Raw genomic sequence first — 14,438 nt, forward strand, 5'->3', positions numbered from 1 at the left:
TTATTTAAAATTCTTCTTGGATTTATTTTACGATGACGATTCCTTACACCCCTGCTTTTCCACTTTCCCGTCCACGTCGTACCCGCCAAAATCCAGCTATTCGATCTATGGTTTCGGAAAATCATCTCAGCCCGAAAGATCTGATCTGGCCAATTTTTATTCAAGAAGGCGAGCAAAAAACAAATCCTGTTCCTTCCATGCCCGGTGTGAATCGACTCTCAATCGACTTGGCCATCGAAGCTGTCAAAGAGATATTGTCGCTTGGTGTTTCTACCATTGCGCTTTTCCCCGTTACGCCAAAAGAATTATTAGATGAAACAGGCTCAGAATCTCTTAATCCCGATAATCTCATTTGCCGTGCAACAAAAGCGCTCAAAGCCGCCTGTCCTGAAATCACTTTAATTGGCGATGTTGCCCTTGATCCCTACACGTCTCATGGACATGACGGTATCATTAAAAATGGCAAAATTGAAAATGATGGAACAGTTGAAATCCTTGTAAAACAGGCACTTAACCAAGCTAAAGCAGGCGTTGACATCATTGCCCCCTCTGACATGATGGACGGGCGCATCGGCGCTATTCGAAAGGCACTTGATGAGGCCGGCTTGGAGCTAACCTGTATTATGTCTTATGCAGCAAAATATGCCTCTGCTTTTTATGGTCCTTTCCGTCAAGCAGTTGGCGCAGGTGATCGTCTTTGCAGTGGCAAAGAAACCTATCAAATGGATTCTGCCAACTCGGATGAGGCATTGCGCGAGGTTGCCTTTGACCTTCAAGAAGGGGCCGATATGATTATGGTGAAGCCAGGCATGCCGTATCTGGATATTATCCGCCGTGTCAGGGATAATTTCACGGCACCTTTATTCGCCTATCAGGTTTCCGGCGAATTTGCGATGCTCAATGCCGCCTTTGACAATGGCTGGCTAGATCGTGAAAAATCTATTCTGGAAAGTCTTCTTGCGTTTAAACGTGCAGGATGCAACGGTATTCTCACCTATTTTGCACCAGAGGCTGCTCGCCTGCTCCAAAAATGATCGAAAGTTTCATCTCTTAAATGTTTCACTTTTTATCCCGCTTCTCTTTCCAAAAAATCAAAACCTCTCTCCAGAGCAACTCTCGGAAAGAGGCATACCAAATTGGCTTAGAAGCGGAAAAAAATGCAGAAATTCTGCTGAAACAAATGGGATTTAAGATTTTAGCCCAGCGCTTCAAAACAAAAATGGGAGAAATTGACCTTCTTGCGGCAAATAAGAAATTACTCATCGCTGTAGAGGTTAAAAAACGTAAGACTTTGGAGGAAGGACAACTTTCACTCCGTCCCCGTCAATGCAAACGCCTTCAAAATGCGCTCAACATCGCCATAACCCTGAATCCTGAATGGATGCGGGAGAATATCCGTTTTGATATGTTTGCTTTTGACGATCAGGGAAATTACTGCCACGTCCCAAATATCCTTCAGGACTAGACAGTAATTTTTTTAGCCAAGCCTTAAACGGCCAAGGCTACTGAGCAAGTGTGAACCTATTTGATGATAAACGGCACGCTTAACCACCGCCCCTCTTCGTTTTGGATGATAGGCAGCGCGATGTACTGCGGCACGTTTGGCCGCAGGACGAGATGACTTTTCAGGAAGGTACGAAGCTTGCGCCGTATGGGAAGAGACATGATAGGAATCACTCACGAGTGCTGAATATGTCAGCTTTTCAGCTTCCATATTATCAAGGCTTCGGGCGACAGCATGTGTTCCGAGCATGAGCCCAAATCCTCCGCCAATAGCGGAAAACATCACAAATGACAAAACAGATCTCTTAACCATCGTTTGATCCTAAGCTTTGGAAGGGTTTAAAGGAATACCTTTTTCTTCCAGAAGAGTTTTCAGTTCACCATTCTGATACATTTCTGTCAAAATGTCACATCCACCGACAAATTCACCTTTAATGTAGAGTTGCGGAATGGTTGGCCAATTTGAAAAATCCTTGATTCCCTGCCGAATGGCATCATCCTCAAGAACATTACATGTTTCAAAATCGACTCCAAGACGCAAAAGAATTTGAACGACTCGAGAAGAAAAACCACATTGCGGAAAATTTTTATTCCCTTTCATGAAAAGCATGACCGGATTTTCTGTAATGAATTTTTCGATAAAAGGGAAAGCAACTTCTGACATATTAATACCTTAATGTTTTAACAACTGAATAAAAACTTATGCGTCTTCTTCGGGAGGAAGGTAGGTTTTTAATGCCATTGCATGTAACTCTTCTCCCATTTTTCCACCTAAAGCAGCATAAACAAGTTGATGCTGTGCAATACGGCTCTTTCCCTTAAAAGCCTCACTGCACACTTCACAACTATAATGGTCGCCATCACCTGCTAGATCCTGAATACGCACTTCAGCATCTGGCAAAGCAATTTTAATCATTCTTACAATTTCATCTTCTTCCATAGCCATAGGAATGATAGTCCTTTTTCTTTTAAATTACTGACTTTTCTGCACTATTTAGGAAGATGGTGCCGCCGCTGACTTGCAAGCATAGCTACCATGAAGGGCTAAATAAGCAGCCTTTCCTGCCGGCATCTTTCCAGCTTCTGGATGCGCTTGCAACCAAGCAGAAACTAAACCTCTAATTTGCCCTATACCCTGTGATGGCTCTATGCAGAAAGCCTGAGGAACAGCTTTTTGTGTAACTTTTTCATCATATTTTCCTGCCCAAACCTCACTATCTGTCAGTCCTGAAAGATAGGCATCGCAAATTTTAAACTGCTGTTGCGTTGTACATAAATGTGCCAAAGTTGCACCATTTATTTTTGAAATACGCTGAGCAGAAGCCTGCGGAGAGGAAAAGAAAAAACACAAAGCAGGCACACAGGCTGCCAAAGATGTTAAAAAAATGGATTTTTGAATAGATTTTTTCATAATATCTCTACCTCAATGGAAAACCGACGATCCCTGAGAAGGGGAAAAAGACGGCGAAAATAAATTTAATCTATTCGCAACTGCTTGATAATACTCAGCAGAGCGATCTTGGTACAAAAGCGTCTCACCGATCACAAGATCGCAACTATCAGCAGAAACTTCATCTGCCAAAACTAAAGAGAAATCTTCATCATCCCATAATCTTCCAAAACGGAAACGAACAGCGGCGAGATCAATACCAACGCCAAAAAAAAGTCCTGAGAGAAAATAATTTGCTTTAAGCGCCATAGCCTTCATGTCTTCAAGCTCATGCGGACAGACCCAATCAAAAAGTGAAAGATGCTCTTCATTCACTAAAAGCGTCTCTTCATTCTCCTCACAATAGCTATACTCTACCAAAGGTCTTGGTAAATAACCGCCTTCGAGCAGACTAAAATGTTTTGCAAAGACCCCATAAGCCATATTCCGCACTTGAATTTCTAAGGGAATAATTTCTGTTTCCTGAATGAGCTGCTCACGCATATTCAAACGTTTAAGAAATTGATTCTCTACCCCCATTCTCTGAAGGCCATTCATTAAAAATTCACTTAAACGGTTATTGATAACCCCCCTGCCCGGAATCACATTTTCTTTCGAAGGGATTCGAGATGGGAATTCATCTTTAAAATATTGAATTAACGTGCCAGGTTCGGGGCCTGCAAATAAAATCTTTGTATCCCCTTCGAACACAGGGCGACGTCTCGACGTTGGACTCACCCAATCCTCCTCAGCTTGTCGTTCTAGGAAACCATTTTAAAGAAATTTCGTTGAAAAAAATAGGAAAAAGAAAGAAGTTTTCCTCCCTATTCCCTTTTATTTTTTATGCAGTGCCAAAGAGACGCTTAAAAATCTCATCGACAGCTTTATAATGTCCCTCAGAGGAAAAAACATCAGCCAAAAATTTTTGTTTCTCTTCGGATTGAAGGACTGGATGTTTTTTCAGACGGGTTTCAAAACGATTTACCTCTCGTTCCTCCTCTGTCTCTGCCGGTTTTAAGCCATTCCATGTCTGCATAGCTGCTTCCTGAACAATTTTATAGGCATCCTCTCGTGAGAGACCACTCTCTGCCAAGGCCAAAAGCGCCTGCCCCGAATGGTAAAGTCCTCCCTGACTTTCTAAGTTAGAAAGCATTTTATCCGGATAAACCTGTAAATTTTTAATCACAGAGGTTAAACGAACCAAGGCAAAATCAAGTGCTTCTGTCGCATCCGGACAGATATTGCGCTCAACAGAGGAATGGCTAATATCCCTTTCATGCCATAAAATCACATTTTCCAATGCAGGCGTTACAGCAGAACGAACTAAGCGGGCAAGACCTGTTAAATTTTCCGACAAAACAGGATTGCGTTTATGCGGCATCGCAGAGCTGCCTTTTTGCCCTTTATGGAAAAACTCTTCCACTTCTGAAACTTCAGAACGCTGTAAATGTCTTATCTCAACCGCCAAGCGTTCAACGGAAGAAGCAATCACGCCTAAAGTGCAGAAAAAAGCAGCATGACGATCTCTTGGAATAATTTGCGTCGAAACCATTTCAGGTTTTAGAGAAAGATTCTTTGCCACTTCCTTTTCAATATTAGTGCCAATATGGGCATAAGTGCCAACAGCGCCGGAAATGGCACAAATCCCAATTTCTTCACGGGCCTGCTGTAAACGTTTTTTATTTCTTTCAAACTCGGCATAATAACCTGCCAATTTTATCCCGAAAGTGGTCGGCTCTGCATGAATAGCATGGCTACGTCCCATTATTTTTGTATATTTATGCTCTTCTGCCCTCAAGCGTAACGCTTCCAGCAAATGATCCAAATCCTCTAAAAGCAAATCGGTTGCTCTCGTCAATTGAACAGAAAGGCAAGTATCTAAAATATCGGAAGAGGTTAAACCTAGATGGACGAAACGGCCATTTTCCCCAACACGTCTTGCCAGCCACGTTAAAAATGCAATGACATCATGACGGGTTTCACGTTCAATTTCGGAAATTTCTTTAAGATCGTCCTCACTAAACTGATCTATCGCCGCTTGCCCTTTTTGACGGATTTCCAAAGCCGCCTTGTTTGGAATACGCCCTTCTTGCGCCATTGCCTCGCAAACGAGCGCTTCAATCTCAAACCAAATTTTAAAACGGCTTGTATCTGACCAGATTTTAGACATTTCAGGACGAATATAGCGTGGGATCATTTTAAAAGATAACCTTCTTTAAAAGAGTAAACTGCATGGAAAAGATTTATAAAAATGCGACTTAGAATAGATAATAAATAGATAAACCGCTAAAGAATAAAGGAAAACATATTATCTTCTCCTTAACAAAAAGTCAGTCAATTCTGTGGACCATTTTCACCTTTTGAATAATTTTGCCCTTTTCGTTGAAGTCATTTTACTTGACCTTTCCCTTGCAGGCGACAATGCCGTTGTTATCGGCATGGCTGTCAGAGGCCTTCCTGAGAGGCAAAAACGTCCCGCCATTTATTCGGGGATCGGTCTCGGTGCTATCTTACGGATCGGCTTGGCGCTTATTGCAATTGAAATTCTTCGTTACCCTATTGTTTCCTTTCTTGGTGCCTTGGCACTCATTTGGATCTGCTGGGGAATTGCCAAGGACCTTCTCAAAAAAGACACACACGAAGATAGTCTGCCAAGCACAGGCAATCTACTTGATGCTATTCTTAAAATTGTTATCGCCGATCTTTCCATGAGTATTGATAATGTGGTCGGTGTTGCTGGCGCTGCTGAAGGACATCCAATCATTCTCACAATTGGGCTTGTCTTTAGTGTTTTGGTGATGGCAATTGGGGCTGAATTTATGGCAAAACTCTTAGAACGTTACCCTTGGCTTGGATGGGGCGCACTCATCCTGATTGCCAATATTGCTATTCAACTTCTCTGGCATTCTGTGCCGGAACTCATGAATTATTTCAGCTAAAATATTCCCCTCATAAAAAAACCTGCTTTTATTAAAAAAGCAGGTTTTCTAAAAATCAATCTTATCTTTTACCGTATTTCTCGACCGCCCTGTCAATAAAAGCCTGGATCATTTTACGGCTATTCTCAGCGAATAAACCACCGGCAAGTTTTCCAAGAATAATCGAGCGAAACTCGAAATCAACGCGACACTCAACCAAGCATCCTCCTTCTGGAAGATCTTTAAAACACCATTCATTTCGAAGACTTTTAAAAGGGCCATCCTTAGATGTCGAAATGATTTTTTCATGTGGATAAAGATGAACATGGCTTTCATAGGATTCTTTAAGCATGCCATTTCCAATTGTCATTGCGCCGAGGAACTCATCTTCTTTAATCGGCGTAATCTTTGCCCCTATGCACCAAGGTAAGAAATCAGGATAAGTCCCAACATCGGCGACAAGCGCAAAAAACTCCTCAGCGCTATATGGCGTAACTTTACTTTCTTTAACGGTGGCCATATGGTCTTTCTCCCTTCTATGAGGCCCTGAAATCCTCATTAAATTAGTATTCTACACTTTCTTTAAAGTGTAATCGTTTTATTTAAAATCCGCTCTTGGCGTTCTTTTTGTAATTCAGCAAAATCTTCTCCTGCGTGATAAGAAGATCTTGTCAACGGTGAACAGCTGGCTAACAAAAAACCTTTTCTTTTCGCCGTTGCTGCCTGTGCTTCAAACCATTCCGGTTTTTTAAACTCTTTGACAGGCGCATGGCGCAAAGTTGGTTGAAGATACTGCCCCATTGTCAAAAAATCGATATCTGCACAACGCATATCATCTAAAATCTGTGAAATCTCCTCATCTGTTTCCCCTAATCCAACCATAATGCCAGATTTTGTAAAAATAGATGGGTTTAACTCTTTCACCTTTTGGAGCACTCTTAAAGAATGATAATAGCGTGCGCCAGGGCGGATGGAAGGATATAATCTCGGAACGCATTCAATATTATGATTAAACACATCCGGTGGAGATTCCATCAAACGTTCTAAAGCCCCTTTTTTTCTTAAAAAATCAGGCGTTAAAACTTCAATGGTCGTTTTAGGACTCGCTTTACGTATACCATCAATGACCAAAGCAAAATGTTCTGCCCCACCATCAGAAAGATCATCCCGGTCAACCGAAGTAATCACAACATGGCTGAGCGCCATTTGCGCCGTCATTTCTGCAACTTCTTGAGGTTCTTTGTCGTTTAAAGGAAGTGGTTTACCCGTTGTGACATTGCAAAATGCACAGGCACGCGTGCAGATTTCTCCCATGATCATAAAGGTTGCCTGCCCGGCATTCCAGCATTCACCGATATTTGGGCAGGCCGCCTCTTCGCAAACAGTCGAAAGTGTACGCTTTCGCATATCCTTTACTAAGCGTTCATAGCCTTTCCCAGCTGGTGCCCGAACACGTAGCCAATCAGGCTTGGGAGGTGAAGGCTGTAACGGATTTTTCATCTTCTCAGGATGACGAACCCTTTCCTGCTTTTCACCATGTCGCACTATAATACGCCGTGTCATGCGAGAGCCCTAACCTTTTGCTTTTGTTTTGACTTTATATTATCTCTGACTTTCGATGAGGAAAGTCAGAGATAATATGTTTTAGATATGAATGGCTTCACCCATTGCACCCAATGTTGCCTCTAGCATTGCCTCAGACATTGTTGGATGTGGGAAAACGGTTGACGAAGCTTCTGCTTCTGTCAATTCACCTGTTTTCATCAGACAGAAACCTTGAATCATTTCTGTCACTTCTGCACCGATCATATGGGCACCTAAAAGTTCTCCGGTCGCCTCGTCATAAATGACTTTGACCATACCCTCACTTTCCCCCATTGCAACAGCCTTGCCATTCGCCATGAAAGGGAAACGCCCCACATTTAGATGATAACCAGCCTCTTTTGCAGCCTTTTCAGTTAAACCAATAGAAGCAACTTGTGGCGTTGAATAAATGCAACCGGGAATATTTGTTTTTTCCAATTCCTGTGGCATACGACCGGCAATTTTTTCTACCGTAATAACGGCTTCACGGCTTGCCTTATGCGCCAAGCATGGCGGACCTGACAAATCACCAATTGCATAAATTCCAGGCTCATTTGTACGGCCAAAGGCATCAACTTTGACAAAACTGCGATCTGTTTCAACAGAAGTTTTCTCAAGGCCAATATTTTCAATATTCCCCTGAACACCAATCGCCATAATTAAGCGGTCTGCTTCCAGATGAATAGATTTGCCTTTTTCGGTTGCTTTCACTGTCAAGCTGTCATCGTGTTTTTCAACAGATTCAATCCGTGTAGACGTCTGAATTTTAATCCCACGCTTTTCAAGCTCACGCTGAAGAAGCTTGACAACCTCTTCATCTTCATTGGGAAGAATTTGATCCAGTGCCTCAATAATGGTGACCTCTGCCCCAAGATCACGGTAAAAAGACGCAAATTCAATTCCGATAGCACCTGCACCGGCAACCAAAAGACGCTTTGGAAACGATTTAGGCGTCATCGCCTCACGAGCGCCCCAAATCAACTTCCCATCAGGCTCTAACCCTGGGAGATAACGGGCTCTAGCGCCTGTTGCAAGGATAACATGGGCGGCTTTAAGCGTAACCTCTTTCCCCTCTTGTGCAACATTAACATGCTGTAACTCTTCTTTGCGGCCAAGAAGGTTTGCTTCTCCCTTAAATACATCAACCTTTGCCTTACGAAGAAGCGTTTTAATGCCGCCTTCCATACGGTTGGCAACACCACGTGAGCGAGCAACAATCTTAGAAAGATCAAAAGCGGGCTTTTCCGCAGAAATACCAAATTCTTCTAAATCAAAAAGCTGACGGTAAAGACTACCGGAACGCAATAATGTTTTTGTTGGGATGCATCCCCAGTTAAGGCAAACTCCACCAAGCTCTGCACGTTCAACCAGCCCCACTTTCATCCCAAGCTGAGAGGCACGCAATGCTGCAACATATCCACCCGGGCCGCCACCAATCACTAAAATATCAAAAAAATCTTGCATCTTTTATCCCTTATTTTGTATATTTTTTTGAAATTAAAGAACCAAAGAATGCGGATTCTCTAGAAAGTTCTTAAAGGCATTGAGCCATTGCGCTGCTGTTGCCCCATCAACGGCTCTATGATCGACAGCAATACTAACAGACATCACTGTAGCGACACCAAGCTGACCGTCTTCTTTGACAACAGGCTGTTTCTGCCCTGCGCCAACTGCCATAATAGCAGCCTGCGGTGGATTGATAATGGAGGTGAATTTTTTCACACCGAACATCCCCAAGTTGGAAATTGAGAAACTTCCCCCCTGATATTCTTCAAATGCCAATTTGCTGATACGTGCACGCGCAACAAGATCCTTAACCTCTGCGCTAATCTGACGTAGGGACTTTGTATCTGCCTTACGAACGATTGGTGTAATCAAACCGTCTGGCACAGAAACGACAACAGAAATATCTATATTGGCAAGACGACGCATGTGATTTTCTTCAAAAATAACATTCATGCCCGGCTCTTTTTTCAAAGCGAGAGCAGCCGCTTTAATAATCATATCATTGACAGAAATTTTAAAGCCTTCCTCGTCACCCAAATGATTGAGCTCTTTTCTCAAGGCAAGCAACTTATCAAGTTTAACATCTGCAAAAACATAGAAATGCGGCGCATCTTGCTTAGAAGCAACCATGCGACGGGCAATTACTTTCCGCATAAGAGAATGCGGTACCATAGAATCTTCTGCTTTTTCAGAAGCAGCAGGTGCCTGAACTTTTTGCGGCATCGCTTTTGGCGCCTGCACCTCAGAAGATTTTAAATGGGTTTCGACGTCACGGCGAACAATACGTCCGTTTGGACCTGTGCCATTAATGGTGGCAAGCGCAACATCTTTTTCTTTCGCAATACGACGTGCCAAAGGAGAGGCGAATACACGCTTTTGAGAAGATTCTTCCTCTTTTTCCGGTGCTGTTTGTGCCGCCTTTGCAGGTACTTCTTTCGTCTTTTCTGCTTCTACTGGCTTTTCAGCTGGCGCAGAGGACTTTTCTGTTGAAGCAGAAGCCTGTGCAGGCACTTCCTCCCCTTCTTCGATAACAATAGCAATAGGGGTTTTAATCGCAATATCTTCTGTACCCGCAGCAACCAAAATCTTGCCTAGAATGCCCTCATCCAGCGCTTCGACTTCCATAACTGCTTTATCTGTTTCGATTTCAGCGATAACGTCACCAATTTCAATACGATCGCCCTCTTTTTTGAGCCAACGCGTTAAATTGCCTGTTGTCATTGTTGGTGAAAGCGCTGGCAAAAGAATTTCATGTGCCATTAAATTTTTATCCTTTTATCTGAGCTTTGACAGCTTCAACAACCTCTTCAACTGTTGGAAGGGCTAATTTCTCTAAATTTGCCGCATAAGGCAATGGGACATCCTTTCCTGTAACACGTACAGGAGGGGCATCTAGCCAATCAAAGGCCTCATCACAGGCAATCGCACTGATTTCCGAACCAATACCGGCAAAAGGCCAGCCCTCTTCGACAGTAACAACATGCGCCGTTTTACGAATACTTTTTAAGACAGTTTCTTTATCTAGCGGACGCAAGGTACGAAGGTTAATAACCTCGGCATCAATGCCCTCTTTTGCAAGAATTTCAGCAGCTTCAAGTGCCCAGCCAACAGCAATCGAATAGGCAACAAGGGTAACATCCTTCCCCTCTCTTTCGATCTTTGCCTTACCCAAAGGTAAAATGAAATCTTCGTCCTCAGGAATCGGGAAGCTTTTACCGTATAGAATTTCATTTTCAAGAAAAACAATAGGATTGGGATCTCTAATGGCCGCACGCAAAAGCCCTTTTGCATCTTCTGCAGAATATGGGGCAACCACTTTCAAACCCGGGACATGCGCATACCAGCTAGCATAACATTGTGAATGCTGTGCGCCGACCCTCGCAGCAGCACCATTTGGTCCACGGAAAACGATTGGGCATGAGATCTGTCCACCGGACATATAACGTGTTTTAGCGGCAGAATTAATAATCTGATCCATCGCCTGCATCGAAAAATTCATTGTCATGAACTCAACAATCGGCTTAAGCCCCGTCATTGCTGCACCAACGGCCATACCAGTAAAACCATGTTCGGTAATGGGCATATCAAAGACACGACGATCCCCAAACTCTTGAAGCAATCCACGGCTAACCTTATAGGCTCCCTGATATTCAGCAACCTCTTCCCCTAAAAGAAAGACATCTTTATCTCGCTTCATCTCTGCGGCCATCGCATCACGCAAGGCATCACGTACCGTAATCATGACCTTACCGTCAGGCAGTGCTTCTGAAGAATTTTGTGTTACAGCTTCTGACATTAGACAGTTTCTCCTTCTGCAATAATATCCGTCCAAAGTTCAGACGCATCTGGATATGGGCTTTTTTCAGCAAAATCGGCAGCCTCAGCGACTTGCTTACGAATAGTAGATTCTAAATCCTTAAAGAAGTTTTCCGGAACAGATTCATCTAAAAGCAGTTTCTTCGTTGCTTCGAGAGGGTCACGTGTTTTTCTAACTTCATCCACCTCACTTCTGGCACGATATCTGGCAGGATCAGACATAGAATGTCCACGATAGCGATAGGTGTCCATCTCCAACAAGTAAGGTCCATTACCGGAACGGCAATATTCCAAAGCTTCCGCAGCCGCCGCAAAGACAGCCTCAACATTCATGCCATCCACTTTTTTACCTGGAATACCCCAAGGTGCACCATTTTGAGAAAGGTCTTTAGAGGCACAGGCACGAGATTGACTTGTTCCCATCCCATAACGGTTATTTTCAATCACAAAAACGACTGGAAGCTTCAAAAGGGCTGCCAAGTTAAAGCACTCATAAACCTGCCCTTGGTTAGAGGCACCTTCCCCCATATAAGCAACGGCTGCCGTATTATCTTTTCTATACATACTAGCGAATGCTAGACCTGTACCGATTGCAATCTGTGCCCCAACGATACCATGCCCGCCGTAAAATTCTTCTTTACGAGAAAACATATGCATCGAGCCGCCTTTACCATGAGAATATCCATCTGCACGGCCGGTTAATTCTGCCATAATACGGCGAGGCTCCATGCCGGCAACCAGCATTTGTCCATGATCGCGGTAAGAAGTAACAGAGCGATCCCCTTTTTTCATCGCCATGCTGATACCAACAGCGATCGCTTCTTGTCCACTATATAAATGGCAGAAACCGTGGATTTCTCCCATACCATAAAGATGGGCTGTTTTTTCTTCAAAACGGCGAACGAGAAGCATTTTTCGGTATGCTTCTTTTTTCTCATCTAAACTCAAGACAAATTTATGCTGAGAATCTTTCCCCTTAGCTGATGATTTTTTAATCATTGATATGCCTTTCCTAAAAAATCCATTCTCTTTACGGAGAGCCTTCTCATTCCGTCTAACCCTTCCTAAAACTTTTTCTCATTTTAAAAGATTTTCTGTTTCATTTCTTTCAAAACGAGAGTGATCGCTTCCTTCTTGCCGAGCAACAACAGCTTTCTCAAGTAAAATCATCATAAAAAAGATTTTACGATCCCTTAAGTCGGCAAGAATTAACGTACAAAATGGGAAATTATCTCTTGATAACGTTTAACATTGAAATTTTTAGGCTGATATTTACCAATGTAAAATCTACCTAAATTCTCTGTAATATCTCCTCGAAGCGACTCTGTTGCCTTTTGCTGAAGGTCAGAAGACATCTTTGATTCCTCCTGAGACGGCAAAGGGACAATTTTTGTTATTTTTACGATCCAAAATTCTGATCCATCCTGATCCATAACAACTTTTTCTGAATCTGATGTCAAAATACGATTCGCTAAACGATTGGAAATTCCTGAGGATGACTTCATCCGAGAAACAGTTAAATCTTTACGATATTCTCCCCCTTTAATACCAGACTGATCCAAGCTTTGCTTTAAGGAATGTGTCTTAGCATCTTGGAGCAAATTTGTAGCCTGAACCTCAGATAAATGTAATGCCTCGGCCTCTCGCCATTTTTGGATCACATCCTCTTTAATTTCTTGAAATTCCTGTAAACGTGCGGGCGAAGTTTCATCAACAGAAATCGCATAAGCCCGTTCATCATTACTGATAACCTGAGGCATATCCCCCTGTTTATGCACAAATGCCTCTCTCAAGATTTCTTTTTGAAGCGTTGCGCCACCAGGAATAACCACTTCTCGATTAGCAGGTGTCTTCCCTTCAGAATCTAAGGTCGCTGAAAAAATTTCCAGACCTAATTTTGGCGATAATTTGTTCAAATTGCCTGTGCCGGCAATTGCTTCTTCAAACTCTCCTAATTTCTGACGAAAAGCTTCCGCTGTGCCGGAGACCTGAATTTCCTTTGTTAATTCTGGACGAACCTCCTCAAAGGAACGGTTTTTAGGCGCATAAACATTATCCACTAAAAGAATAGCAAACTGCCTATCTAGAGAGATCGGCCCCTCAAGAACGTTTACCTGAGCTGTAAAGACCGTCTCAGCCAAATGGTCAGAAGGAATATCTGACTTCCTTGCTTTGGACAAAGAAGCAGAAACGCCTTCAGAGCATACCTGACTCAATTTTTGCCAACTTAAACCTTTATGCCAATGTTTCTTGCATTCCCTTGCCTCTTTTTCATTTTTAAAGGTCAAAATATTCACATCACGTGTTTGCGGCACATTGTATAAATGCTGGCGCTCATCATATAGACGATGCAACATTTCTGAAGAAACCTCTATAGATGAAGCGGCCTTTTCCTTTGTCAAAACAGCAACTGTAATATGGCGGTATTCTGGCACCCGAAATAAAGAAGCATGATTCAGATAAAAACGTTTCAACTGTGCCTCTTTCGGAGTCATAGAAGAGGCATCTGACATGTTGACCGAAAAATGAACCGCGTCGATCTGGTAACTTCTTCCAAAATAACGGCTTAAATAGTCAGAGATCACTTTAGAACTTTGAACAGAGTTTCCGAGCCCTTCTAAAACAGCTTCCTCGTAAAGTTCTTGACGAACCTGCTTAATAAGATCTTCATGGGTCTGACCATTCGCCTGCAAAAGCATATTCATTTTCACAGGGTCAAAATTTCCATCTTCCCCTTTGAATTGTGGGTCTGAAAAAACACGTTCTCTGACACGCTCATCACTGACGATAAAGCCAGCCGATTTAGCAGCTTGCATAGAAGCCAAAGAATTAACCATAGAAGAGAGCGTCACTTGCCCAAGTTGGGCAACACTTTCCTGACTGTAAATCCATTTTGCATTTTGGAATTTATCGGCCAGAATTTTTTGCCTGAGATCTAAAAGACGCTCAAAATCCGATGCTTTAACAACTTCGTCCCCCACAGAAACAAGTGCATCCTCCGATGTTCCTGTTGAGAGATTGAAAATACTATTCCCTCCCCACACAACGAAGGCAAAAAAAGTCAGTAACGCCATAAGACGTCCCAACCAAGAATCTACAAATAAATGCCGCAGAGCCGTAATCATCAATGAAACTCAATTAAGTCCAATAAATTTAGAGAAAGATCTACTATATACAAACAC

General features: G+C 42.8%; 15 protein-coding genes and 1 pseudogene. 3 read left to right on the forward strand and 13 right to left on the reverse strand.

Annotation, left to right across the window (positions count from 1 at the left end; genetic code table 11):
- Positions 1–32: 32 nt before the first annotated feature.
- Both hemB and FAI41_00935 read left to right on the forward strand, forming a co-directional pair.
- The gene (gene hemB, locus FAI41_00930) at positions 33–1,034 is read left to right on the forward strand and encodes a porphobilinogen synthase (GenBank protein QCE32259.1); all 1,002 of its coding nucleotides are present in this window, start codon (positions 33–35) and stop codon (positions 1,032–1,034) included.
- Positions 1,035–1,054: 20 nt separating this feature from the next.
- Positions 1,055–1,465: a YraN family protein gene (locus FAI41_00935; GenBank protein QCE32260.1), complete on the forward strand. Its 411-nt coding sequence runs from the start codon at positions 1,055–1,057 to the stop codon at positions 1,463–1,465.
- A gap of 12 nt (positions 1,466–1,477) precedes the next feature.
- Here the strand turns inward: FAI41_00935 and FAI41_00940 are convergent, their stop codons facing one another.
- The 6 genes from FAI41_00940 to FAI41_00965 form a co-directional block, all read right to left on the reverse strand.
- Entirely contained in the window at positions 1,478–1,816 is a 339-nt protein-coding gene (locus FAI41_00940; protein ID QCE32261.1) for a hypothetical protein, read from the reverse strand.
- Between the two features lie 9 nt (positions 1,817–1,825).
- Positions 1,826–2,167, reverse strand: a complete 342-nt coding sequence (gene grxD, locus FAI41_00945) for a Grx4 family monothiol glutaredoxin (GenBank protein QCE32262.1) — start codon at positions 2,165–2,167, stop codon at positions 1,826–1,828.
- A gap of 36 nt (positions 2,168–2,203) precedes the next feature.
- Positions 2,204–2,449 carry a BolA family transcriptional regulator gene (locus FAI41_00950; protein ID QCE32263.1) on the reverse strand — a complete coding sequence of 82 codons (246 nt, stop codon included), beginning with the start codon at positions 2,447–2,449 and terminating at the stop codon, positions 2,204–2,206.
- A gap of 48 nt (positions 2,450–2,497) precedes the next feature.
- Positions 2,498–2,914, reverse strand: a complete 417-nt coding sequence (locus FAI41_00955) for a hypothetical protein (protein QCE32264.1) — start codon at positions 2,912–2,914, stop codon at positions 2,498–2,500.
- Between the two features lie 12 nt (positions 2,915–2,926).
- Positions 2,927–3,670: a phosphoribosylaminoimidazolesuccinocarboxamide synthase gene (locus FAI41_00960; GenBank protein ID QCE32265.1), complete on the reverse strand. Its 744-nt coding sequence runs from the start codon at positions 3,668–3,670 to the stop codon at positions 2,927–2,929.
- A 103-nt stretch (positions 3,671–3,773) separates the two neighbouring features.
- On the reverse strand, positions 3,774–5,129 hold the full coding sequence (locus FAI41_00965) for an adenylosuccinate lyase (GenBank protein ID QCE32266.1): 1,356 nt from the start codon (positions 5,127–5,129) through the stop codon (positions 3,774–3,776).
- Between the two features lie 145 nt (positions 5,130–5,274).
- Between FAI41_00965 and FAI41_00970 the strand changes: the two genes are divergently transcribed.
- Positions 5,275–5,871 carry a TerC family protein gene (locus FAI41_00970; protein QCE32267.1) on the forward strand — a complete coding sequence of 199 codons (597 nt, stop codon included), beginning with the start codon at positions 5,275–5,277 and terminating at the stop codon, positions 5,869–5,871.
- 61 nt (positions 5,872–5,932) lie between these two features.
- Here FAI41_00970 and FAI41_00975 read toward each other — a convergent pair whose 3' ends face one another.
- The 7 genes and pseudogenes from FAI41_00975 to FAI41_01005 all read right to left on the reverse strand — a co-directional run bounded on the left by FAI41_00975 (position 5,933) and on the right by FAI41_01005 (position 14,381).
- A complete protein-coding gene (locus FAI41_00975) occupies positions 5,933–6,370 on the reverse strand; it encodes a type II toxin-antitoxin system RatA family toxin (protein ID QCE32268.1) in 438 nt (145 codons plus the stop codon).
- Between the two features lie 62 nt (positions 6,371–6,432).
- Positions 6,433–7,413 (reverse strand): lipoyl synthase, encoded by a 981-nt coding sequence (gene lipA, locus FAI41_00980; protein QCE32269.1) that lies wholly within the window; start codon positions 7,411–7,413, stop codon positions 6,433–6,435.
- Between the two features lie 81 nt (positions 7,414–7,494).
- Positions 7,495–8,898, reverse strand: a complete 1,404-nt coding sequence (lpdA, locus tag FAI41_00985; protein QCE32270.1) for a dihydrolipoyl dehydrogenase — start codon at positions 8,896–8,898, stop codon at positions 7,495–7,497.
- Between the two features lie 33 nt (positions 8,899–8,931).
- Positions 8,932–10,200 (reverse strand): pyruvate dehydrogenase complex dihydrolipoamide acetyltransferase, encoded by a 1,269-nt coding sequence (locus FAI41_00990; protein QCE32271.1) that lies wholly within the window; start codon positions 10,198–10,200, stop codon positions 8,932–8,934.
- A gap of 7 nt (positions 10,201–10,207) precedes the next feature.
- Positions 10,208–11,179: pseudogene (locus FAI41_00995) on the reverse strand (pyruvate dehydrogenase complex E1 component subunit beta).
- A gap of 56 nt (positions 11,180–11,235) precedes the next feature.
- Positions 11,236–12,255 carry a pyruvate dehydrogenase (acetyl-transferring) E1 component subunit alpha gene (gene pdhA / locus FAI41_01000; protein QCE32272.1) on the reverse strand — a complete coding sequence of 340 codons (1,020 nt, stop codon included), beginning with the start codon at positions 12,253–12,255 and terminating at the stop codon, positions 11,236–11,238.
- A 209-nt stretch (positions 12,256–12,464) separates the two neighbouring features.
- A complete protein-coding gene (locus FAI41_01005; protein QCE32273.1) occupies positions 12,465–14,381 on the reverse strand; it encodes a hypothetical protein in 1,917 nt (638 codons plus the stop codon).
- Between the last annotated feature and the right edge of the window lie 57 nt (positions 14,382–14,438).

This window comes from Acetobacteraceae bacterium, from assembly GCA_004843165.1.
Classification (GTDB): Bacteria; Pseudomonadota; Alphaproteobacteria; order Acetobacterales; family Acetobacteraceae.

What these genes read in the sequence shown, in the direction of transcription:
- hemB (QCE32259.1), top strand. Translation starts at nt 33, where the DNA reads ATGACGATTCCTTACACCCCTGCTTTTCCACTTTCCCGTCCACGTCGT.
- FAI41_00935 (QCE32260.1), top strand. Translation starts at nt 1,055, where the DNA reads ATGTTTCACTTTTTATCCCGCTTCTCTTTCCAAAAAATCAAAACCTCT.
- FAI41_00940 (QCE32261.1), bottom strand. Translation starts at nt 1,816, where the DNA reads ATGGTTAAGAGATCTGTTTTGTCATTTGTGATGTTTTCCGCTATTGGC.
- grxD (QCE32262.1), bottom strand. Translation starts at nt 2,167, where the DNA reads ATGTCAGAAGTTGCTTTCCCTTTTATCGAAAAATTCATTACAGAAAAT.
- FAI41_00950 (QCE32263.1), bottom strand. Translation starts at nt 2,449, where the DNA reads ATGGCTATGGAAGAAGATGAAATTGTAAGAATGATTAAAATTGCTTTG.
- FAI41_00955 (QCE32264.1), bottom strand. Translation starts at nt 2,914, where the DNA reads ATGAAAAAATCTATTCAAAAATCCATTTTTTTAACATCTTTGGCAGCC.
- FAI41_00965 (QCE32266.1), bottom strand. Translation starts at nt 5,129, where the DNA reads ATGATCCCACGCTATATTCGTCCTGAAATGTCTAAAATCTGGTCAGAT.
- FAI41_00975 (QCE32268.1), bottom strand. Translation starts at nt 6,370, where the DNA reads ATGGCCACCGTTAAAGAAAGTAAAGTTACGCCATATAGCGCTGAGGAG.
- lipA (QCE32269.1), bottom strand. Translation starts at nt 7,413, where the DNA reads ATGACACGGCGTATTATAGTGCGACATGGTGAAAAGCAGGAAAGGGTT.
- lpdA (QCE32270.1), bottom strand. Translation starts at nt 8,898, where the DNA reads ATGCAAGATTTTTTTGATATTTTAGTGATTGGTGGCGGCCCGGGTGGA.
- FAI41_00990 (QCE32271.1), bottom strand. Translation starts at nt 10,200, where the DNA reads ATGGCACATGAAATTCTTTTGCCAGCGCTTTCACCAACAATGACAACA.
- pdhA (QCE32272.1), bottom strand. Translation starts at nt 12,255, where the DNA reads ATGATTAAAAAATCATCAGCTAAGGGGAAAGATTCTCAGCATAAATTT.
- FAI41_01005 (QCE32273.1), bottom strand. Translation starts at nt 14,381, where the DNA reads ATGATTACGGCTCTGCGGCATTTATTTGTAGATTCTTGGTTGGGACGT.